General features: G+C 63.9%; 20 protein-coding genes. 2 read left to right on the top strand and 18 right to left on the bottom strand.

Annotated features, from left to right (window positions below; genetic code table 11):
* The 9 genes from hflX to dusB all read right to left on the bottom strand — a co-directional run bounded on the left by hflX (position 1) and on the right by dusB (position 11,421).
* The gene (hflX, locus tag ACT6QU_RS04805) at positions 1-1,320 is read right to left on the bottom strand and encodes a GTPase HflX (RefSeq protein WP_444563013.1); all 1,320 of its coding nucleotides are present in this window, start codon (positions 1,318-1,320) and stop codon (positions 1-3) included.
* Positions 1,321-1,386: 66 nt separating this feature from the next.
* The gene (hfq, locus tag ACT6QU_RS04800; RefSeq protein ID WP_024585735.1) at positions 1,387-1,635 is read right to left on the bottom strand and encodes an RNA chaperone Hfq; all 249 of its coding nucleotides are present in this window, start codon (positions 1,633-1,635) and stop codon (positions 1,387-1,389) included.
* 182 nt (positions 1,636-1,817) lie between these two features.
* Positions 1,818-2,681: a D-amino-acid transaminase gene (locus tag ACT6QU_RS04795; protein ID WP_444562894.1), complete on the bottom strand. Its 864-nt coding sequence runs from the start codon at positions 2,679-2,681 to the stop codon at positions 1,818-1,820.
* A 9-nt stretch (positions 2,682-2,690) separates the two neighbouring features.
* Positions 2,691-4,067, bottom strand: a complete 1,377-nt coding sequence (gene trkA / locus ACT6QU_RS04790) for a Trk system potassium transporter TrkA (protein ID WP_024585737.1) — start codon at positions 4,065-4,067, stop codon at positions 2,691-2,693.
* Between the two features lie 56 nt (positions 4,068-4,123).
* Positions 4,124-5,485, bottom strand: a complete 1,362-nt coding sequence (gene ntrX, locus ACT6QU_RS04785; protein WP_024585738.1) for a nitrogen assimilation response regulator NtrX — start codon at positions 5,483-5,485, stop codon at positions 4,124-4,126.
* Complete coding sequence (locus ACT6QU_RS04780; RefSeq protein ID WP_444562893.1) at positions 5,475-7,742, bottom strand: ATP-binding protein; 2,268 nt, start codon at positions 7,740-7,742, stop codon at positions 5,475-5,477. The genes ntrX and ACT6QU_RS04780 overlap by 11 nt, the downstream gene beginning before the upstream one ends.
* An 81-nt stretch (positions 7,743-7,823) precedes the next feature.
* Positions 7,824-9,290, bottom strand: a complete 1,467-nt coding sequence (gene ntrC, locus ACT6QU_RS04775; RefSeq protein ID WP_444562892.1) for a nitrogen regulation protein NR(I) — start codon at positions 9,288-9,290, stop codon at positions 7,824-7,826.
* Positions 9,287-10,411 carry a two-component system sensor histidine kinase NtrB gene (locus ACT6QU_RS04770; protein WP_444562891.1) on the bottom strand — a complete coding sequence of 375 codons (1,125 nt, stop codon included), beginning with the start codon at positions 10,409-10,411 and terminating at the stop codon, positions 9,287-9,289. The genes ntrC and ACT6QU_RS04770 overlap by 4 nt, the downstream gene beginning before the upstream one ends.
* Entirely contained in the window at positions 10,408-11,421 is a 1,014-nt protein-coding gene (dusB, locus tag ACT6QU_RS04765) for a tRNA dihydrouridine synthase DusB (protein ID WP_444562890.1), read from the bottom strand. The genes ACT6QU_RS04770 and dusB overlap by 4 nt, the downstream gene beginning before the upstream one ends.
* Before the next feature lie 134 nt (positions 11,422-11,555).
* Here dusB and ACT6QU_RS04760 point away from each other — a divergent pair, with 134 nt between their 5' ends.
* Together ACT6QU_RS04760 and ACT6QU_RS04755 are read left to right on the top strand one after the other, a co-directional pair.
* Positions 11,556-12,758 carry a bifunctional 2-C-methyl-D-erythritol 4-phosphate cytidylyltransferase/2-C-methyl-D-erythritol 2,4-cyclodiphosphate synthase gene (locus tag ACT6QU_RS04760; RefSeq protein ID WP_444562889.1) on the top strand — a complete coding sequence of 401 codons (1,203 nt, stop codon included), beginning with the start codon at positions 11,556-11,558 and terminating at the stop codon, positions 12,756-12,758.
* Positions 12,758-13,243, top strand: coding sequence for a CinA family protein (locus tag ACT6QU_RS04755; RefSeq protein WP_444563012.1), 486 nt, complete (start codon positions 12,758-12,760; stop codon positions 13,241-13,243). Before ACT6QU_RS04760 ends, ACT6QU_RS04755 begins: the two co-directional genes overlap by 1 nt.
* Here the strand turns inward: ACT6QU_RS04755 and ACT6QU_RS04750 are convergent.
* The 9 genes from ACT6QU_RS04750 to ACT6QU_RS04710 all read right to left on the bottom strand — a co-directional run bounded on the left by ACT6QU_RS04750 (position 13,235) and on the right by ACT6QU_RS04710 (position 21,756).
* Entirely contained in the window at positions 13,235-13,693 is a 459-nt protein-coding gene (locus ACT6QU_RS04750) for a type II toxin-antitoxin system RatA family toxin (protein WP_444562888.1), read from the bottom strand. The two genes, ACT6QU_RS04755 and ACT6QU_RS04750, sit on opposite strands and share 9 nt — an antisense overlap.
* Positions 13,694-13,695: 2 nt before the next feature.
* On the bottom strand, positions 13,696-14,658 hold the full coding sequence (gene lipA, locus ACT6QU_RS04745) for a lipoyl synthase (RefSeq protein ID WP_024585746.1): 963 nt from the start codon (positions 14,656-14,658) through the stop codon (positions 13,696-13,698).
* A 118-nt stretch (positions 14,659-14,776) separates the two neighbouring features.
* Complete coding sequence (locus ACT6QU_RS04740; protein ID WP_024585747.1) at positions 14,777-15,031, bottom strand: GlsB/YeaQ/YmgE family stress response membrane protein; 255 nt, start codon at positions 15,029-15,031, stop codon at positions 14,777-14,779.
* A gap of 88 nt (positions 15,032-15,119) precedes the next feature.
* Positions 15,120-16,568 carry a dihydrolipoyl dehydrogenase gene (lpdA, locus tag ACT6QU_RS04735; RefSeq protein ID WP_444562887.1) on the bottom strand — a complete coding sequence of 483 codons (1,449 nt, stop codon included), beginning with the start codon at positions 16,566-16,568 and terminating at the stop codon, positions 15,120-15,122.
* Positions 16,569-16,577: 9 nt separating this feature from the next.
* Positions 16,578-17,219, bottom strand: coding sequence for an SGNH/GDSL hydrolase family protein (locus tag ACT6QU_RS04730; RefSeq protein ID WP_444562886.1), 642 nt, complete (start codon positions 17,217-17,219; stop codon positions 16,578-16,580).
* Between the two features lie 215 nt (positions 17,220-17,434).
* Positions 17,435-18,775, bottom strand: a complete 1,341-nt coding sequence (locus ACT6QU_RS04725; RefSeq protein ID WP_444562885.1) for a pyruvate dehydrogenase complex dihydrolipoamide acetyltransferase — start codon at positions 18,773-18,775, stop codon at positions 17,435-17,437.
* 13 nt (positions 18,776-18,788) lie between these two features.
* Complete coding sequence (locus tag ACT6QU_RS04720; protein ID WP_444562884.1) at positions 18,789-20,210, bottom strand: pyruvate dehydrogenase complex E1 component subunit beta; 1,422 nt, start codon at positions 20,208-20,210, stop codon at positions 18,789-18,791.
* Positions 20,211-20,222: 12 nt separating this feature from the next.
* Positions 20,223-21,263, bottom strand: a complete 1,041-nt coding sequence (pdhA, locus tag ACT6QU_RS04715; RefSeq protein WP_444562883.1) for a pyruvate dehydrogenase (acetyl-transferring) E1 component subunit alpha — start codon at positions 21,261-21,263, stop codon at positions 20,223-20,225.
* A gap of 178 nt (positions 21,264-21,441) precedes the next feature.
* Positions 21,442-21,756 (bottom strand): FtsB family cell division protein, encoded by a 315-nt coding sequence (locus tag ACT6QU_RS04710; RefSeq protein WP_444562882.1) that lies wholly within the window; start codon positions 21,754-21,756, stop codon positions 21,442-21,444.
* Between the last annotated feature and the right edge of the window lie 42 nt (positions 21,757-21,798).

The following is a 21,798-nucleotide window of genomic DNA, read 5'->3' as shown; positions in this document are numbered from 1 at the left end:
CTAGTCTTTTGCTGATTTCCGCCGCTTGGCGATTTCGCCGATGATGGCGGACGGTGCGCGGACAGTGAGCGCAACCGTGCCGTCTTCGCGGTCTTCCCGGGCAATGACCGCGCCATTGCGGTAGACCCAGTCGATGGCGGGTCCATCCTGCGGGCCGAACACGAAGTCGGCTTGGTCGAGTGCACCTGCGATGCGTGATTCCACGACGTCGAGTAGGTGATCGACCCCCTCGCCCGTAATTGCCGAAATCAGGATCGGGCCTTCGTCGGCCTGTTCGCGCGGCAGGTTCTGGCGTGCCTGATCGTCGAGCAGGTCGATCTTGTTCCAGACTTCGAGCACATGACGGCTGTCGCCCGCCTCGACGCCGAGATCGGCGAGGATGCGCACGACGTCGGCAGCCTGCGCAGCGGTGTCGGGGTCGGAGATATCGCGCACATGGAGGACGAGATCGGCCTCGACCACCTCTTCCAGCGTCGCGCGGAAGGCGGCGACGAGATGGGTCGGCAGGTCGGAGATGAAGCCGACCGTATCGGACAGAATGACCACGCTGCCATGCGGCAGGCGCACGCGGCGCAGCGTCGGGTCGAGCGTGGCGAAGAGCATGTCCTCGGCCAGGACTTCGGAGCCGGTCAGCCGGTTGAAGAGCGTCGACTTGCCGGCATTGGTATAGCCGACGATGGCGACGATCGGATACGGCACCTTGCGGCGCTTGGCGCGGTGGAGATCGCGCGTGCGGCGCACGGTTTCGAGCTCGCGCTTCAGCCGCGTGATCTTTTCCTGCAGCATCCGCCGATCGGCCTCAATCTGCGTTTCGCCGGGGCCGCCGAGGAAACCCGCACCGCCGCGCTGGCGCTCGAGGTGGGTCCAGGAGCGCACGAGCCGGCCGCGCTGGTAGTTGAGGTGCGCGAGGTCCACCTGCAGCACGCCTTCCTTGGTGCGTGCGCGGCGGCCGAAAATTTCGAGGATGATGCCGGTGCGGTCGAGCACCTTGGCGTTCCACGCCTTTTCGAGATTGCGCTGCTGCACCGGCGTCAGCGGGTGATCGACGACGACGAGGTCGGCTTCGAGCGCCTTCACCGCCTCGCCGATCTCCTCGACCTTGCCGCTGCCGATCAGCGTCGCGGGCTTGGGGTCCGCGATGGTCACGATCAGGCGGTCGGCGATCTCGAGCTCGATGGCGAGCGCGAGGCCGACCGCTTCTTCGAGGCGCGCCTCGGGGCTGCGCTGCATCAGGGCTGCGGCGATGCGCTCGTCTTCCTGCCCGCGTGGAGCCTTGGTGAGGACGGGTACGATGACGACGGCGCGTGTCGGCGGCGCCATCGTTCCATCATCGACGGGTCCGTGTGCGCGGCGCGGCTTGCGCCCTTCGTTTTCAGGTGCGGTCAATCAGCCGTCCCGGCCGTTCTCTTCGCCTTCGAACATCTGCACGGGCTGGCTCGGCATGATGGTCGAAATGGCGTGCTTGTAGACGAGCTGCGAATGCCCGTCGCGGCGCAGGAGCACGCAGAAATTGTCGAACGAGGTCACGACACCCGTCAGCTTGACGCCGTTGATCAGGAAGATCGTGAGGGGATTCTTGCTCTTGCGTACGGAGTTGAGGAACAGGTCCTGAAGGTTTTGCGTACGTTCCGCCATTGTTTTTTTCTTTCGCCGATGCGCTGAAGCATATCTTTATAGCTGGCTGCACGGCTGTTTATTCAGGCTCTGCCCACCTGAATTCAGACATGCTGAAGTGCCAAGATAATCGGCTCTTTGCGAACGTACAACCGGCCTGAAAAGCCCGTCGACTTGAATATCCCGGCCCCGCCAAGTGGTTATCAGGCCGCACTTTTCTCCGCAACGTCAAAAAAGGCTCGTCGCAGCGAAAGTGCGACGGAGCCCGGATGCCCGTTTGCGACCGGCTGGCCGTCGATTTCCACCACCGGCATGACGAGCGTCGTCGCGGCCGTGATGAAGGCCTCGCGGGCGGATTTGGCCTCATCGACGGTGAAGCCTCGTTCCTCGACTTCGAGGCCGAGCTTCTCGGCGACGCGCATCACGGTCGCGCGGGTGATGCCTTTCAGGATGCCCGACTCGGCAGGCCGGGTTTTCAATTTGCCGTCCTTCGTCACGATCCAGACATTGGTGGCGGCGCCCTCCTTGACCGTCCCGTCGGGATCAACGAACCAGGCTTCCTGCGCGCCTGCCTCCTTGGCCTTCTGGCGCGCGAGCACGTTCGGCAACAGGCCGACGGACTTGATGTCGACGCGCTCCCAGCGGTTTTCCGGAACGGTGATGACCTTGATGCCTGTTTCCGCGCGTTTGGTTGCGGCTTGCGGGCTCGACTTCTTGGCTGTGATGACGAGCGAGGGGCGCGTGTGTGCGGCGGGAAAGACATGGTCGCGCGGGGCGACGCCGCGCGTGACCTGCAGATAGACGAGACCATTGACGACGCCGTTGCGCGAGATGACCTCGCGCATCACCGTCTGCAATGACGAGCGCGACATCGGCCAACCGATCTTCAGTTCGCTCAGCGATCTGTCGAGCCGGTCGAGATGCGGCGTCATGTCGATGATGTAGCCGCGCGCCACCTCGCAGACCTCGTAGACCCCGTCCGCGAACTGGTAACCCCGATCCTCGACATGAACCGCCGCATCGCGGTGGGGCAGATAGCGTCCGTTGACATAGGCGATTTTCGGCATCGGAGGTTCCTAGAAGAATTCGAGACTGACGCGGAAGAGCTGTTCGACCTGCTTCACGGCCTTGGCCATGGCGAACATGACGATACGGTCCTTCGGCTTGATGCGCATTGTGCCAGAAGGCTTCAGCACTTCGCCATTGCGATAGATCGCGCCGAGGCGGATGCCGTCGGGCAGTTCCAGTTCACGCAGTTCCGGGCCCACCAGCGGCGAGGTTTCGAGCGCCTCGGCTTCGATGATTTCGGCCGCGCCACGCTGGATGGAATGGACGGCGCGGATGCGACCGCGACGGACATGCTGGAGCACGCGCGAGATCGTGACCGTGCGCGGGTTCACATGCGCGTCGATGCCGAGCATGTCGGTGAAGTCGTGATAGGTCGGGTTGTTGATGAGGACGAGGTTGGATTTGCAGCCGAGCTGTTTCGCCAGCACCGAGGAGAGGATGTTGACCTGGTCGTCATTCGTCACCGCGACCATCAGATCGGCGTCGGCGATGTCGGCTTCCTGCAGCAGCTTCTGGTCGAGTGCGCTGCCGTTCAGAACCACGGTACGGCGCAGCTCGTCGGCAATGGCGACGGCGCGGCGGCGCGAGGCCTCGATGATCTTGACCTTGGTGCGGCTCTGGCGAAGCTCGATCGTGCGAGCGACGTAGAGGCCGATATTGCCGCCGCCGGCGATGACGATGCGCGTCGCCTCCTGCTCCTCATGGCCGAACAGGCTGAGCGTGCGGCGAACCTGGTCCTTGGTCGTGACGACATAGGCAAGGTCGCCGGCGACAAGCTGGTCGGCCGAATGCGGGATGAAGAGCCGCCCTTCGCGCGAGACGCCGACGACCGTCGACGGAAGGTCCGGGAAGAGATCGGTCAACTGCGACAGCGGCGTGTTGATGACCGGGCAGTCTTCCATGCATTCGATCGCGACCATGGCGATCTTGTTGTCGGCAAAGCGCACGACGTCTGTCGCGCCCGGCAGCGCAATGCGGCGCAGCACCATCTCGCCGACCTCAAGCTCGGGCGAGATGATGACGTCGATAGGCAGGTGATCGCGCGAAAAGAGGTCCATGTAGTGCGGCTGCAAATAGGACTGCGCGCGGATGCGGGCGATCTTGGTCGGCACGTTGAAGAGCGAATGCGCGACCTGGCACGCGGTCATGTTGACCTCGTCATACAAGGTCACCGCGATGATCATGTCGGCTTCCTCCGCACCGGCGGCGGCCAGCATGTCGGGGTGCGAACCGTGGCCGACAAAGCCGCGTGCGTCGAGATTGTCGCGCACCGACTGGATCAGTTCGGGTGAGGTGTCGATGACGGAAACGTCATTGTGCTCGGCCGAAAGGCGCTCGGCGATGCCGTAGCCCACCTGCCCTGCTCCGCAGATGATTACGCGCATGGATAGTCCGCTCGTGTCATTTCAGTCTGCCCCTACCCGGCTCCGTTCGGCCGGCATCAAACGCCGAGAGACTTCAATTTTCGATGAAGCGCGGAGCGCTCCATGCCGATGAATTCGGCCGTGCGCGAGATGTTGCCGCCGAAGCGATTGATCTGCGCCAGCAGATATTCCTTCTCGAACAGTTCACGCGCCTCGCGTAAAGGCAGGGCCATGATGTGCTGATCCGACTGGGTCGGCGTGCGCGGCATCACGTCGCCGATTTCCGACGGCAGGAGGTCGGCCGTGATCGGCTTGTCCTCCTCGCCGTCGCGCGAGAGGATCATCAGCCGTTCGATGTTGTTCTTCAACTGCCGCAGATTTCCGGGCCAGTTGTGCGCCTGGAGAACTGCCATCGCATCGTTGCCGATGCGGCGCATGCGGATGCCGGCCTGCTGGGCGGTCTGGCGCATGAAGTGATCGACCAGGAACGGAATGTCGTCGCGGCGTTCGGCCAGCGGCGGGACCATGACCGGCACGACCGCCAGGCGGTGGTAGAGGTCCTGGCGAAAGCGGCCCTGCGCGATCAGATCTTCCAGATTGTACGCAGTCGAGGAGATGATGCGGACATCGACCTTGACGCGCTTGGTGCCGCCGACTCGCTCGAACTGCTGGTCGACGAGGACGCGCAGAATCTTGGCCTGCGTTTCGCGCGGCATGTCGGCGACTTCGTCGAGATAGAGGATGCCGCCATGGGCCTGCTCCAGCGCTCCGACCTTGCGCTCGGCGCCGTTGGCTTCGGTTCCGAAAAGCTCGATTTCCATCCGTTCGGGCGTGATGGCGGCCGAATTGACGGCGACGAAGGGCCCATCCTTGCGCGTCGAGGCGCCATGGATGGCGCGCGCCACGAGTTCCTTGCCGGAACCCGAAGGCCCGATGATCATGATGCGGCTGTTGGTGGGCGAAACGCGCTCGATCGTCTGGCGAAGCTGCGCCATCGCGGTCGAGGTGCCGATCAGGTCGAAGCTGTCGCCCGACCGCTTCTTCAAGTCCGAGACTTCGCGGCGCAGCTTGGACGTTTCAAGCGCCCGTTCGGCGATCAGCACGAGGCGATCGGCCTTGAACGGCTTTTCGATGAAATCGTAGGCGCCCTTGCGGATTGCGGAGACGGCGGTCTCGATCGTGCCATGGCCCGAAATCATCACCACCGGCAGATCAGGGTGCATGGTCTTGATGGAGTCGAGCAATTCGAGCCCATCCATCTTCGAGCCCTGGAGCCAGATATCGAGAAAGACCAGGCGCGGGGCGCGGTCGGCGATGGACGCCAATGCGCTGTCGCTGTCGAAGGCGGTCCGTGTTTCGTGACCTTCGTCGGAAAGAATGCCGGACACGAGTTCGCGGATATCCTCCTCGTCATCGACAATCAGAATATCAGACGCCATCTGTCACCTCTTCAGTCTCGGGGGCGGTCGATGCCGCCGCCTCTTGTTTCTCCCCGAGGGGAAATACCATCCGCACCAGGGCGCCGACGCCGCCATGGAAACTGGCGGGAGCGTCGAGAAGTTGCAGCGTGCCGCCATGGTCCTCGACGATCTTCTTGACGATCGCAAGGCCAAGGCCGGTGCCCTTCTCCCGCGTTGTCATGTAGGGCTCCAGAAGCCTTTGGCGATTCTCCTTCGGCAATCCCTTGCCATTGTCGATTACCTCGACGACGGCGTTCGACCCCACACGGCGGGCGCGTACCAGGATCGCGCCGGGCCGATCCTCGATCTGCTCGATCGCCTCTGACGCATTCTTGACGATGTTGCCGAAGGCCTGCGCGAGCAGCCGGCTGTCGAACCGGCCCATCAAGGGTTCGGGACCGAAGTCGCGCTTGAACTCGATATCCGCGCGGCTGACTTCGATCAGGAAGGAGGCTTCGCGCAGCGGCTCGCGCAGGTCGACGATCTGCATGTCAGGCTTCGGCATCCGCGCAAAGGAGGAGAACTCGTCGACCATGCGGCCGATGTCGCCGACCTGGCGGATGATCGTCTCGGTGCACTGGTCGAAAACCTCGCGGTCCTCGGTGATGACCTTGCCATAGCGCCGGCGGATGCGTTCGGCGGAAAGCTGGATCGGCGTCAGCGGGTTTTTGATCTCGTGTGCGATCCGGCGGGCGACATCGGCCCAAGCCGAGGAGCGCTGCGCCTGGACGAGATCGGTGATGTCGTCGACCGTCACCACGTAGGACCGCCCGCCGCCGCGCGCCGAGCTGCGCTCGGTGGTGATCTGAACGTTGAAGGTGCGCTCCGCGCCGTTGCGGAAGAAGGCGACCTGTTCGCGATAGACGGGCCGGTCGAGTTCGCGGCCCTTTTCCAGGACGCCGCCGATCTGTGGGAGGACCTCGACGAGACGCTGGCCGACCAGCGACTTGGCGGACACCGACAGCATCTTTTCGACGGAACGGTTGACGATGGCGATTTCGCCCCTGGGGCCGACGCCGATGACACCGGCCGAAACGCCCGAGAGAACCGCTTCGGAGAAGCGCCTGCGCTCGTCCATAACGTCCTTGGCGCGCACGAGCTGATTGCGCTGCGTTTTCAACTGGCTGATCATCTCGTTGAAGGTAAGCCCCAGCGCCCCGACATCGCCGTCCGTCTGCTTGACGGGGACCGAGACGTCGAGATTGCCGCTCGCGACTTCGTCCGCCGCGCCGATCAATTGCCGGATCGGCCGGACGATGCGGTCAGCGACGGCGATGCCGGTCCAGATCGCGGCCAGGACGACGATCAGCGTCACGCCGAGATAGAGGATGGCGAATGCGAGTTGGGTCGTCATGCGGTTCTGTTCGAGGCCGCGATACTCGTCGGTGTTGGCGCGCACGATCTGGCGCGCACGGATGACCTCGGGATCAAGCTCACGGACGGTGAAGAGATAGGCATCGTCGATCTGCTGCAGACGGATGATCGCGCCGACGACATTGCGGAAACGCGGCTCGATCAGCACCGGCTGTCCGTCCGCGGCCGCACGCAGCGCCTCGGGCGGGGCGTCGGGCATCGGAATGCCGGCGGGCGTCTCGGCCTCGATGATCAGCGAGCCGTCGGAACGGATCAGCGCCGCGTGGGCGAGCGCGCGACCGCGCACATGATTGCTCATCAACTGGCGAAAGCCGGTGCGGTCGAGGCTGTAGAGCGAACGTGCCTGGTCGAGATCGAACGCCATCGACAATGTCGTGCCCTGCAGGCTGCGCGAATTCTCCTGCACATAGGCTTCGGCGATCGACAGCGAGGACGAGACGATGGCGCGGGTGCGCAGTTCGAACCAGCGGTCGAGGCCGAGATCGAGCGTCACCGAGGCGACGATGGCGACGAGGATCGCCGGGATGGCCGCCACCAGCGAGAACATCGCGACGATGCGGACATGCAGTCGCGATGCGGCCTTGCCGCGCCGCCGGGCCTGGTAGATGCGGATGATCTCGAAGGCGATCAGCCCGAGAAGCAGCAGGATGAAGCCGGTATTGACGCCGATAAGGATCAGCGTGTTCGACGCGTTGGGCGCGACCGGCGTCAGGCCGAGCAGGATCGCGAACGAAACGGCGGCTGCGATCAGCGCGCAGACGATGGCGACGATACCCGGCAAAAGACCCAGCCTGCGTCCCTCGACGGCGCGGCCTTCAGTCCCCAGCAATGCGCCATCGGGTGCGGTGGTCTGTATCGTCATCGTGCTCAATGTGCCCGGTAAGCGACGACTCTATGCATCGCATTGTGGCCATTGTGCAACATTTTTGGCGATGACAGAAGGTCAGCCGCCGTTTTGTCCCTTGGCGCCGCGATAGACGTTGACGCCCAGTTCGCGGATTTTCTTGCGCAGCGTGTTTCGATTGAGGCCGAGGAGTTCGGCCGCCTTGATCTGGTTGCCCCGCGTCGCCGTCATCGAGGCCAGGACCAGCGGGTATTCGACCTCGGTCAGGATGCGGTGGTAGAGGCCCGGTGGCGGAAGTTCGGTGCCGAAGCCGGAGAAGTAGCGCTGCAGATGTAGTTCAACCGCCTGCGAGATGGTCAGTTGCTCGCCGTTCGGGCCGACCGTGGTCCCGTCACTTGCCTGCGCGGTCTGGAGTTCGCTCTCGATGATCTCGGCGGCGATGTCGTCTTGCGGGTAAAGCGCAGAAAGGCGGCGGACGAGGTTTTCGAGTTCGCGCACATTGCCCGGCCAGGGATAGCGCTTCATCAGGTCGATGCCGGTCGGCGCGATGCGCTTGGTCGGAAGGCCTTCGCTTTCGGCCTGCTTGAAGAAGTGGCGGACGAGGTCCGGCACATCCTCCGAGCGCTCGCGCAGCGGCGGCAGGCGAAGGGGCACGACGTTCAGCCGGTAGAACAGGTCTTCGCGGAAGAGCCCCTGGTTGATGAGGGTGCGCAGATCCTTGTTGGTGGCAGCGACGATGCGCACGTCGGTGCGGATCGGCGTGCGGCCGCCTACCGTCGTGTATTCGCCCTGCTGGAGGACGCGCAGGAGGCGCGTCTGCGCTTCCATCGGCATGTCGCCAATCTCGTCGAGGAAAAGCGTGCCGCCTTCGGCCTGCTCGAACCGGCCCGAGGAACGGTTCTGCGCGCCGGTGAAGGCGCCCTTCTCGTGGCCGAACAGCTCGGATTCGATGAGGTCGCGCGGGATAGCGGCCATGTTGATCGCGACGAACGGCCCGTTGCGGCGGCGGCCATATTCATGGAGAGCGCGTGCGACCAGTTCCTTGCCGGTGCCCGACTCGCCCGAGATCATGACGGTCAAATCCGTCTGCATCATGCGCGCGAGCATGCGGTAGATGTCCTGCATGGCGGCCGAGCGGCCGACGAGCGGCATCGATTCGGGCTGATCCTCGCTGCGTACGTCGCTCTTGACGCGTTTCGGCTCCGATAGCGCGCGCGTGACGATCTGCAGGAGTTCGGTCAGGTCGAACGGTTTCGGAAGGTATTCGTAGGCGCCGGTCTCGGAGGCGCGGATGGCGGTCATGAAGGTGTTTTGGGCGCTCATCACGACCACCGGCAAATCCGGACGCGCCTTCTTGATGCGCGGGAGCATGTCGAAGGCGTTCTCGTCGGGCATGACGACGTCGGTGATGACCAGATCGCCCTCGCCGGCGGCGATCCAGCGCCAGAGCGTCGAGGCGTTCGACGTGACGCGGACCTCATGCCCGACGCGCGACAAGGCCTGGTTGAGGACGGTGCGGATCGCCGCATCGTCATCGGCGACAAGGATGTTGCCGCGAACGGTCATGCTGTTTGCTCCTGATAGTCGCGATTTTCGCCGCCTCTCGGCGCTTTCCAGGTCGGCATCAAGATGCGGAAGGTGGTGCCGCGTCCCGTCGAATCGCATTCGATGACGCCGCCATGCTCGCCCACGATCTTGGCGACGAGCGCCAGGCCGAGGCCCGATCCATTCTGCTTGGTGGAGATGAAGGGGTCGAACAGGATCGGGCGGATGTCTTCCTTGACGCCGGGGCCGTTGTCGTGGACGCAGAACTCGAGCGGCAGGGAGATTCGGTCCTGCGTTCCCGGCACGGCGATACGCATGCCCGGCCGAAACGCCGTCGACAGCGTGATCTCGCCGGAAGGTTCGTTTCCAAGGGCTTCGGCGGCGTTTTTCACCAGATTTAGGAAGACCTGGATCAACTGGTCGCGATTGGCGAAGACCGGGGGAAGCGACGGATCGTAGTCCTCGACGATCTTGATGCGGCTTGCAAAACCGTTGCGGGCGATCGCCTTCACATGGTCGAGGACGACATGGATGTTGACCGGGTGGCGGTCGATCGGCCGCTCGTCGGAAAAGATTTCCATCCGGTCAACCAGCGAGACGATGCGGTCGGTCTCGTCCTGGATCAGGCGCGTCAGCGCGCGATCCTCGTCGCCGACGGCTGTCTCAAGCAATTGCGCCGCGCCGCGGATGCCCGAAAGCGGGTTCTTGATCTCGTGCGCGAGCATGGCCGCAAGCCCTGTCACCGACCGTGCGGCGCCACGATGCGTCATCTGGCGGTCGATCTTGTCGGCCATCGACCGTTCCTGGAACATGACGACGACCGCGCCCGGAATCTCGGCGATCGGCGAGGCGTGGAGGTCGACCAGCCGATCGGTGCCGAGACGCGGCGACGAGATGTCGACGCGATATTCGTTGAACGGTGCGCGGCGCTCGCGGACCTGGTTGATCAGCGTGATTAGCGGGCTGCCGAAGGGAACGAAACGCTCGATCGGATCGCGCGACAGCAGCGACGCGCTGGAGCGGAAGAAGTCCTCGGCATCGGCATTTGCAAATACGATGCGCCCGTCCGTGTCCACCATGATGACCGGATGGCGGATCGCGTTGAGGATGAGCGCGGCGGAGTTGATCGCGGACTGGCTCATGCGGCTACAGCCAAAGTGGGCGCGGCGAATGCTTCGCGCAGGCTTGCGATGACGGCGCGCGGGTCGAGCCCGGTCATGATGGCTGTTCTCATGGTCGGGTCGGTGTGCGGCGCGTGACGGTCGAGATACCAGCCCAGATGCTTGCGCGCGTGGCGCAGGCCCTGCCCGGTTCCGTAAAGCGCCAGCATGTCCTCGTAATGGGCGACGACGTAGTCGGCGAACTCGGCTTGGCCGGGGATATCGCGCGCGGACGGGCCGCCGGCGGCCTCAATGATCTGCGCGCCTGCCCATGGCGCGCCGTAGTGGCCGCGACCGATCATGACGGCATCGGCGCCGGAAAGCGCGAGCGCGCGCCGCGCCGTCGCTATGTCAACGATATCGCCATTGACGACGAGCGGGACGGAGATCGCTTCCTTGACGGCGCGGATCGCCTTCCAGTCCGCCTCACCCTTGTAGAATTGTTCGCGCGTGCGGCCATGGACGGTGATCATACCGACGCCAGCGGCGACCGCGCGCGCGGCGATGGCCGGCGCGTTGAGGCTTTCGGCATCCCAGCCGAGGCGCATCTTGACCGTCACCGGCACGTCGACGGCACCGACGATCGCTTCGATCAACGACAGGGCGTGATCGGGCTCGCGCATCAGCGCCGAGCCGCAATAGCCGCCGGTGACCTTCTTGGCCGGACAGCCCATGTTGATGTCGATGATGTCGGCGCCCTCGGCTATCGCGATGCGCGCGCCTTCGGCCATCCAGTGCGCATCGCGACCGGCGAGCTGGACGACATGGGTCGCCACATCGGGCCGGCGGATGCGGCGCTCGGATTCGGCCCGGCCGCGCGCAAGCTCGCCGCTCGCGACCATTTCGGAGACGACCATGCCGGCGCCGTGCCGCAAAGCGCGGCGGCGCATCGGCTCGTCCGTGACGCCGGAGAGCGGCGCCAGAAACACTCGATTGGGAACGCTGACAGTGCCGATATCGAGCGGCGTCGCCAGAACGCAGATTTCAGTCATGCACAAAAACCCGGCACACTCATCTTCTTGCTCAACTGATAGCCATGTTCTTATCCCGCCGCAACTGCCGCATGCACACAGTCTGGCATTTCTGCCATGCGCTGATATGTGTGCTCGCCAAGCCGGAGACCAGAATGCAAAAGCCGAAAGTCGCAGCCATCATCGTCGCCGCCGGTCGCGGCGAGCGCGCCGGCGATCCGCATGAGGGGCCGAAGCAGTATCGCCGGATCGGCGGTAAGGCCATCCTCGCTCATACGCTCGAAACGTTTCTGGGGCATTCCGAGATCGGGACCGTCGTCGTCGCGATCCACAAGGACGACGGGAGCCTGTTCCGTGAAGCAGTCGGCGCGCTTGCTGAGCGGGTAACGGTGGTGACGGGTGGCACGACACGGCAGGCGTCGACATGGAACGCGATGCAGGCACTGGCCGGTGATCCGCCAGACGCTGTTCTCGTCCATGACGGCGTGCGGCCCTTCGTGGACGCCGGGCTCATCTCGCGGGTGATCGCGGGGATAGATGGTGAGACGGGCAGTCTGCCGTCCCTGCCCGTCTCGGACACGCTGAAGGAAGCTGGGCCGGACGGTCTTGTCGCGCGCACGATTTCCCGGGCGGGGCTTTTCGGGGCGCAGACGCCACAGGGCCTTCCCTTCACAGTCTTCCATGCCGCCCATGCCCGCGCCGCAGCCGAAGGCCGTGACGAATTCACCGACGATGCGGCCATCGCCGAATGGGCTGGCATTCCCGTGCGACTCGTTGAAGGTTCGCCCGACAATGTCAAATTGACCTGGGCGCCCGACATCGCCAATGCCGACACGAAGCTGAGGATCGACGCCACGATGTTTCCCGATATCCGCACCGGCAATGGCTATGACGTCCACTCCTTCGAGCCCGGCGACGCTGTCGTTCTTTGCGGCGTCGCAATTCCGCACGACCGGAAATTGTCGGGCCATTCGGATGCCGATGTCGGGCTTCACGCGCTGACCGACGCGCTTCTGGCGACCTGCGGTGCGGGCGATATCGGCACCCATTTCCCGCCCTCCGATCCGCAATGGAAGGGCGCGGCGTCGAACATCTTCGTCGAGGAGGCGGTGCGGATCGTGCGTGCGCGCAAGGGCCGGATCGCCAATGCCGACATTACCCTGATTTGCGAAGCGCCACGGATTGGTCCATCTAGACAGGCAATGACGGATGCGCTCGTCGCCATGCTCGGCATTTCGCCCGACCGGGTTTCGATCAAGGCGACGACGAACGAGAAGCTCGGTTTCGTCGGCCGGGGCGAAGGCATCGCCGCCATCGCCACCGCGACCGTCGCCTATCCAGGAGTGCTGCCGGAATGATGAGTGTGCTGCCCGAACTCGCCCAGGACTTTCTCGACGCCTGCAAACGCCAGGGCGTTCTGGCGGCCACCGCCGAATCGTGTACCGGCGGGCAGATCATCGCGCTTTTGACCGACATTCCCGGCGCGTCTTCGATGATCGATTGCGGGTTCGTGACCTATTCCAACGAGTCCAAGCAGAAGATGCTGGGCGTGAAGGCGGAGACACTGGAGGCGCATGGCGCTGTGTCGGCCGAAACAGCGCGCGAGATGGCTGAAGGCGCGCTGAAGAAGTCGCGCGCGGGGATCACGCTCGCGGTCACCGGTATTGCCGGACCGGATGGCGGCAGTGCGGAAAAGCCGGTCGGTCTCGTCTGGTTCGCTATCGCGCGCAAGGGCCATCCGACGCGGGTCGAAAAGCGCCAGTTCGAGGATGCCGGACGCGACCATATCCGGGCCGAGACCGTACGGACCGCGCTGGTCATGGGAATTTCGGCGCTAAGCTGACGGGACCGCGTAGATCTCGTCGGCACGCTTTTCGAAGGCTTCGGCGAACATGCGGAAGGCGCGGTCGAACATCGCCCCCATCATCGCGCCCAGAATGCGGCTCTTGAACTCGTAGTCGATGAAGAAGTGAACGGCCGTGCCGCCGTCCTCCGTCGCTTCGAAATGCCAGCGATTGTCGAGATAGCGGAATGGGCCGTCGACATAGGAGACATCGATGATGTTCTCGGCGGGCTTCAGCACGACATTGCTGGTGAAGGTCTCGCGCAGCGCCTTGTAGCCGACCGTCATGTCGGCGATCAGCATCGTCAGGCCGTGGCGCTCTTTCTTCGAGCGCACCGACAAGGCCTCGCACATCGGCAGAAACTGCGGATATTTCTCGACATCGGCGACGAGCGCGAACATCTGCTCGGGGCTGTGGCGAACCCGCCGCGTGGTCTCGTACTTTGGCATCTTCAGGCAGCAGCGAGCTTTGCGGCGCGGGCCGCCTTCAGCCGTGCGAAATCGTCGCCTGCATGGTGCGAGGAACGCGTCAGCGGGCTCGATGCGACCATCAGAAAACCCTTGGAATAGGCGACCGTCTCGAAGGACTTGAACTCCTCCGGCGTAACGAACTTCTTGACTGCGTGATGCTTCTTCGACGGCGCGAGATACTGGCCGATGGTGATGAAGTCGACATCGGCTGAGCGCAGATCGTCCATCAACTGGAGCACTTCGTTCCGCTCTTCCCCCAGCCCGACCATGATGCCGGACTTGGTGAAGATGGTCGGGTCGAGCTCCTTGACCTGCTGAAGCAGGCGGATCGAGTGGAAATAGCGGGCGCCGGGACGCACCGTCAGGTAGTTCGACGGCACGGTCTCCAGATTGTGGTTGAAGACGTCGGGACGCGCCGCGACCACGATCTCCAGCGCGCCCTTCTTGCGCAGGAAGTCGGGCGTCAGGATTTCGATCGTCGTGCCGGGCGCGGCCGCGCGGATCGCATGGATGACGTCGGCAAAATGCTGCGCACCGCCATCGGCCAGGTCGTCGCGATCGACGGAGGTGATGACGACGTGGTTGAGCCCCATCTGCGCGACGGCACGGCCGACGCTTGCGGGCTCCTGCGCATCGAGCGGCATCGGGATGCCGGTCGCGACGTTGCAGAAGGCGCAGGCGCGGGTGCAGATTTCACCCATGATCATGAAGGTGGCGTGCTTCTTGTCCCAGCACTCGCCGATATTCGGGCAGCCTGCCTCTTCGCAGACCGTGACCAGCTTGTTCGACTTCACGATCTCGCGTGTTTCGAGATAGCCCTTCGATACCGGTGCCTTGACCCTGATCCATTCGGGCTTGCGCAGCACTTCCTGGTCGGGCCTGTGGGCCTTTTCCGGGTGGCGCGGGCGTGGGCGGTTGAGCGTGGTGTCGAGTACGGTGACCATGAATGCTCCGGAGCGGGTTCGCCGGTTGTCTTCACCTTGTTCTATAGGGATTTCGCCACAAAAATGTAAGGCCGCCATGAAGCATGGCGGCCTTGCAGAAAATGGATGGTCGGCGCCGTTATCGGCGTATCGCCCTCGCGATCGCGATGAGCAGGCAGGCACCGATGAAGCCGACGATCAAATAGATCAGGATGCCGGTGCCGGTGTAGATGCCGAGAACGCTCAGCAGGAAGTTGAGGAACGCGGCACCGATGATGCCGAGAATGACGTTCATGAAGATGCCCATGTTGGACTTCATGAACTGTTCGGCGAGCCAGCCAGCAATGCCGCCCACGATGATTGCGCCCAGCAGGCCCATTCCGTTCAGATCCATTCCACTCTCCTAGTTTTGCGGGATCAGTCTGCCGGGGAAACGCAGAAATGTCGCACCGGTTCCGGGCGAATCGTTTGAAACTGCTAAATTAGGCGTTCAATGCACGGCCATAGGCGTCGAGCACGCTTTCCTTCATCATCTCGGACAGGGTGGGGTGCGGGAAGACGGTGTGCATCAGCTCTTCCTCGGTGGTTTCGAGGTTCATCGCGACGACGAAACCCTGGATGAGCTCAGTCACCTCCGCGCCGACCATATGGGCGCCGAGAAGTTCGCCGGTCTTCTTGTCGAAGATGGTCTTGATCAGGCCCTGATCCTCGCCGAGCGCGATCGCCTTGCCGTTGGCGGCGAAGGAGAAGCGGCCGACGCGGATGTCGCGACCTGCTTCCTTGGCTTTGGCTTCCGTCAGGCCGACGGATGCCACCTGCGGGTGGCAGTAGGTGCAGCCGGGAATCTTGCCCTTGTCGAGCGCATGGACGCCCTTCACGCCGGCGATCTTCTCGATACAGATGACGCCTTCGTGCTCGGCCTTGTGGGCGAGCATCGGCGCGCCGGCGACGTCGCCGATGGCATAGATGCCGTCGACATTCGTCTTTCCGTAGCCGTCGACCACGACCGTGCCGCGCTCGATCTTCACGCCGACGTCTTCCAGTCCGAGGCTTTCGACATTGCCCTGGACGCCGACGGCAGAGATCAGGCGGTCGGCGGTGATCTTCTGCGTCTTGCCGTCCTTGGTCTCGACATGAGCGGTGACGGAGTTGCCGGATTTCTCAACCTTCGTCACCTTCGCTTCCAGCAGGAACTTCATGCCCTGCTTTTCGAGCTGCTTTTGCGCCAGCTTGGAAATCTCGGCATCTTCGACCGGCATGATCTGCGGCAGGAGCTCGACGACGGTCACATCGGCGCCCATCGTGCGATAGAACGAGGCGAACTCGATGCCGATCGCGCCGGAGCCCATGACGATCAGCGACTTCGGCATTTCCTGCGGAACCATGGCCTCGAAATAGGTCCAGATCAGCTTGCCGTCCGGCTCGATGCCGGGGAGGACGCGCGGCCGCGCGCCGGTCGCGACGATGATGTGCTTGGCCGAATAGGTGCCCTCGCCCTTGGTGCCCTTGGGCGCCGGATGCTGCGGCTCCATCGGCTTCTTCGACGATTTCGAAACGACAACCTTGCCGCCCTTGGCGAGCTTGGCCTCGCCCCAGATCACGTCGACCTTGTTCTTCTTCATCAGGAAGCCGACGCCGCCATTGAGGCGCGCCGATACACCGCGCGAGCGCTCGACGACGGCCTTGACGTCGGCCTTCACTTCGCCGGAGATCGACAGGCCGTAATCCTTGGCGTGCTCGGCATAGTGCTTGATTTCGGCCGAGCGCAGCAGCGCCTTGGTCGGGATGCAGCCCCAGTTCAGGCAGATGCCGCCCAGATGCTCGCGCTCGACGATGGCCGTCTTGAACCCGAGCTGGGCGGAGCGTACGGCGGTGACGTAGCCGCCCGGGCCCGAGCCGATGATGATGACGTCGTAATCGGTATCCGCCATGGCAGGCTCCTAGATTCCAAGCATCATGCGGACGATGGGCTCCAGCCCCCGCCCGATGGCGCGCGTATTTTCCGCATCGAGGTGAACGCCGTCGACCGGCGTCGTTTCAGCGACCGATCCGGCGTCGAAGAAGCCGCAGCCCCATTCATCGGCGAGGTCCGCGTAAAAACTCGCCAGCATCCGCGACTGCTCGACGCCGCCGGCGAACATGGCGCTGTATTCGGTGTTGGCGGTTTCGCACAACGGCGGCGGCGCGACGATCAACACCGCCGGCGGCTCGGACTGGCCGTCGCGCATGGCGTTGAACTTGATCAGTTCCACCAGCCGGCGCATGCCCTGCATTGCAGCGAGCGCCGTGCCCGCGATGGCGGGCTTCATGTCGTTCGAGCCGAGCAGGATGATCACGAGGTCGATCGGCGCGTGGGTGTAGAGAACGGTCGGCAGGATGCGCGCGCCATTGCGGTCGCAATCGGCCAGATGCTCATCGAAAGCCGTCGTGCGCCCGCGCAGGCCCTCGGCGATGATTTGGATGTCCGGGCCAAGCGCAGCCTGTAGAACGTTCGGCCAGCGATCGGCGAAGTCATGCCGCCCGCCGGTTTCGGCGTCGGAGCCCCAGGTGATGGAATCGCCGTAGCAGAGGATGGTTTTCATGAGGGGGTCCGTGCGGATGCGTGGAGTCCTGGCGCGCCCCCCTCTGCCCTGCCGGGCATCTCCCCCGCAAGGGGGGAGAACAGTCTCGTCGTCGCCCTGCGCAACCCGTCAACGGCCTTGCGGGCCAAGTGAAGCGCGTGATCTCCCCCCTTGCGGGGGAGATGGCCGGCAGGCCAGAGGGGGGCGTGACAAGGCGCAAACATTGAAGCCACTCTTTAAACCAACATCCCCATCGGGTTCTCGATCAGGCGCTTGAACGCTGCCAGCAACTCCGCGCCCAACGCGCCGTCGACTGCGCGGTGATCGGTCGAGAGCGTCACGGACATGACGTTGGCGACCTTGATCTCGCCGTTCTTCACGACGGCCCGCTCCTCGCCCGCGCCGACCGCGAGAATGGTCGCGTGCGGTGGGTTGATGACGGCGGCGAAGTCCTTGATGCCGAACATGCCGAGATTGGAGACGGCCGTCGTGCCGCCCTGGTATTCTTCGGGTTTCAGCTTCTTGTTGCGCGCGCGGGCCGCCATGTCCTTCATCTCGTTGGAGATGGCGGAGAGCGACTTCTGGTCGGCCTTGCGGATTATCGGGGTGATGAGACCGCCCGGGATCGAAACGGCGACGCCTACATCGGCATGCTTGTGCTTCAGCATCCCGCCTTCGGACCACGACACGTTCGCATCCGGCACGGCGACGAGCGCCATAGCCATCGCCTTGATGACGAGGTCGTTGACCGAGAGCTTGTAGGCCGGCGCCTCGCCCTTTTCGGTCTTCTTCACCGGCGCCGCGTCGTTGATCTGCTTGCGCAGCGAGAGAAGCGAATCGATCTCGCAATCGAGCGTCAGGTAGAAATGCGGGACCGTCGACTTCGCCTCGACGAGGCGGCGCGCGATGGTCTTGCGCATGTTGTCGTGCGGCACGATCTCGTAGGAGCCCTCCTCGAAGAGCTTGAGGATCGCGTCGTCCGACATGCCCTTGACCGGCGCGGCGGCGGCAGGCGCAGCCTTGTCGGCGGGAGCAGCCTTGGCGACGCCGCCCTTCGATGCTGCCTCGACGTCCGCCTTCACCACACGGCCATGCGGGCCGGAGCCGGTGACGGCGGACAGGTCCAGTCCGGCATCCTTGGCGAGACGGCGGGCGAGCGGCGAGGCGAAGGTGCGCTCGCCGCCCGCCGATTTCTGCGGAGCGGCCGGCGCTGCCGGCGCCTCGGCCTTGGCTTCCGGCTGTTTCGGCTTCTCAGCCGGCGCAGGCTCGGGAGCCTTTTGCGGCTTCGCTTCCGCTTTCGGCGCGTCTGCCTCGGCAGCCGCACCTGCGTCCTCGCCCTCTTCAGCAAGAACTGCGATCAGCGCGTTGACCTTGACGCCCTCGGTGCCGGCGGGGACGACGATCTTCGCGACCGTTCCCTCGTCCACGGCCTCGACTTCCATCGTCGCCTTGTCGGTCTCGATCTCGGCGATGACGTCGCCGGGCGCGACCTTGTCGCCCTCCTTGACCAGCCACTTGGCCAGATTGCCCTCCTCCATGGTCGGGGAGAGCGCGGGCATGGTGATGTTGATCGGCATGGTCCGCTCTCCCTCAGGCCTTGTAGGTGACGGCCTTCACGGCCTGGACGACCTCGGCGACGCTCGGTAGAGCGAGCTTTTCGAGATTGGCCGCATAGGGCATCGGCACGTCCTTGCCGGCGACGGTGATGATCGGCGCGTCGAGATGGTCGAAGGCGCGCTGCATCACCTGGCTGGCGACATGTTCGCCCACCGAGGATTGCGGGAAGCCTTCCTCGACGGTGACGAGGCGGTTGGTCTTCTTGACGCTTTCGACCACCGTATCGATGTCGATCGGACGGATGGTGCGCAAATCGATAATCTCGACGTCGACCCCCTCGCCCGCCAGTTGTTCGGCCGCCTTGACCGCATAGGTCATGCCGATGCCGAAGGAGACGATGGTGGCATCCTTACCGGTCTTGTGAACGCGCGCCTTGCCGATCGGCAGTACGAAATCGTCCATCTTCGGCACGTCGAACGTCTGGCCGTAGAGGATTTCGTTTTCGAGGAAGACGACCGGGTTCGGATCGCGGATCGCGGCCTTGAGAAGGCCTTTCGCGTCGGCTGCAGTATAGGGCATCACGACTTTCAGGCCCGGAATGTGGCCGTACCAGGCGGCATAGCACTGCGAGTGCTGGGCGCCGACGCGGGCGGCCGCGCCGTTGGGTCCGCGGAAGACGATCGGCGCGCCCATCTGGCCACCGGCCATGTAGAGCGTCTTGGCGGCCGAATTGACGAGATGGTCGATCGCCTGCATGGCGAAGTTGAAGGTCATGAACTCGACGATCGGCTTCAGCCCGGCCATCGCCGCACCGACGCCGACACCGGCAAAGCCGTGTTCGGTGATGGGCGTGTCGACGACGCGCCGGTCACCGAACTCCTGCAGGAGCCCCTGCGTGATCTTGTAGGCGCCCTGATATTCGGCGACTTCCTCGCCCATGATGAAGACGTTCTCGTCGCGCCGCATTTCCTCGGCCATCGCATCGCGCAAGGCTTCGCGGACGGTGGTCGGCACCATTTCGGTGCCTTCTGGGATATCCGGATCGGCGGCGACGTCCGTCTTCGGCGCGGCGGGAACGGAAGCGCCGTCCTTCTTGGCTGACGGCTCTTCCGTCGCCTGTTTGTCCTTGCCGCCGGCAGCATTCGCGGCCTGTTCGGGCTCGTCGGATGATTTGGCTGGCTTGGACGCCTTATCGACATCGTCGGCGCTCTCGCCTTCCTCGAACAGAACGGCGATCGGCGTGTTCACCTTCACGCCCTCGGTGCCGGCCGCGATCAGGATCTTTCCGAGCGTGCCTTCATCGACCGCCTCGACTTCCATCGTCGCCTTGTCGGTCTCGATCTCGGCAATGACGTCGCCGGCGACGACCTTGTCGCCTTCGTTTTTCAGCCACTTGGCCAGGTTGCCCTCTTCCATGGTCGGGGAGAGCGCGGGCATCAAAATTTCAATCGGCATGGAGCGCGCTCCTCAAAGAAGAATGTCGGTGTAGAGCTCGGACGCATCCGGCTCCGGATCGTTCTGCGCGAACTCCGCCGAATCGGCGACGATCTCGCGAACCTCCTTGTCGATGGCCTTGAGTTCGTCCTCGGTGGCCCATTTCTTCTCGACCAGGCGCGCCTTCACCTGCTCGATCGGGTCGTGCTCGGAGCGCATCTTCTGCACTTCGTCCTTGGAGCGATATTTCGCCGGGTCCGACATGGAGTGGCCGCGATAGCGGTAGGTCTGCATCTCGAGGATCATCGGGCCGTTGCCCGCACGCGCCCATTCGACCGCCATGTCGCCGGCAGCCTTGACCGCGCGCACATCCATGCCGTCGACCTGGATGCCAGGAATGTTGAACGAGGCGCCGCGGTGCGAAAAATCGGTCTGCGCCGAGGCGCGGGCAACCGAGGTGCCCATGGCGTAGCGGTTGTTCTCGATGATGTAGATCGACGGCAGCTTCCAAAGCGCCGCCATGTTGAAGCTCTCGTAGACCTGGCCCTGGTTGGCCGCGCCATCGCCGAAATAGACCAGCGAGACATTGTCGTTGCCGCGATAGCGGTTGGCGAAGGCAAGGCCGGTGCCGAGCGAGACCTGGCCGCCCACGATGCCGTGGCCGCCGTAGAAGTTCTTCTCCTTGGAGAACATGTGCATCGAGCCGCCCTTGCCGCGCGAATAGCCGCTGCGGCGTCCGGTCAGCTCGGCCATCACCCCGCGGGCGGTCATGCCGGTTGCGAGCATATGGCCGTGGTCGCGGTAGCCTGTGATGACCTGGTCGCCGCCCTTCAGCGCCATCTGCATGCCGGTGACGACCGCTTCCTGGCCGATGTAAAGGTGGCAAAAGCCGCCGATGAAGCCCATGCCGTAGAGCTGGCCCGCCTTCTCCTCGAAGCGGCGGATCAGGAGCATGTCGCGATAGGCCTTGTGTTCTTCGTCTTTCGAGAACTCGAGCGGCGGCGGTGTCTTGATCGCAGAAGTGGATTTCGCGTCGGCTTTTGCGCGCGACGCTTTCTTGGCGGCTGTTGCCATGCCTTGGGTCTCCCGGAGCCTGTCTCTTTGCGGACAACCGGGCATGTGAGCAAACCCGGATATTGACCCAAGGCTAGCATGGCGAATTCGTTCCCGCTATGCCGATTTCGCATAGCGGATATTCGTCGAAGACGCTGAAAAAACAGTGGAATTAGGCGATTAACTGAAAACGAGTTAATCAGCGATCGAGATAGATCACGACTTCGTCGTCGCGCACGAGATCGAGCGCGCGGCGTGCCTGCTCATCGAGCATGTCGCGCTCGATCGTTCCATCATTGATGAGAACGAGCCGCGTTTCAAGCGCTTCGCGCTCGACGATCAGTTCGTCGAGCTCCGCCTGCAGGATTGCCACCCGCTCTTCCAGACGCTGCTTGGAATTGATGCCGTAGGCACCATGAAAGGCATGGTAGCCGAAATAGGCCAGAAAGGCCGATGCGACGACCGGCACGATCAGGCGACCGGTGTTGCGCTGCTTGTGATGACGGGTCCACATGGGGCGATTCCTTGAATAGAACCATGTGAACCCGCCATGCTT

It is taken from the genome of Aliihoeflea sp. (assembly GCF_052435475.1).
Taxonomy (GTDB): domain Bacteria; phylum Pseudomonadota; class Alphaproteobacteria; order Rhizobiales; family Rhizobiaceae; genus Aliihoeflea.
The sequence above is the reverse complement of the archived record's forward strand: the minus strand, read 5'-3'. Positions and strand labels throughout refer to the sequence as shown.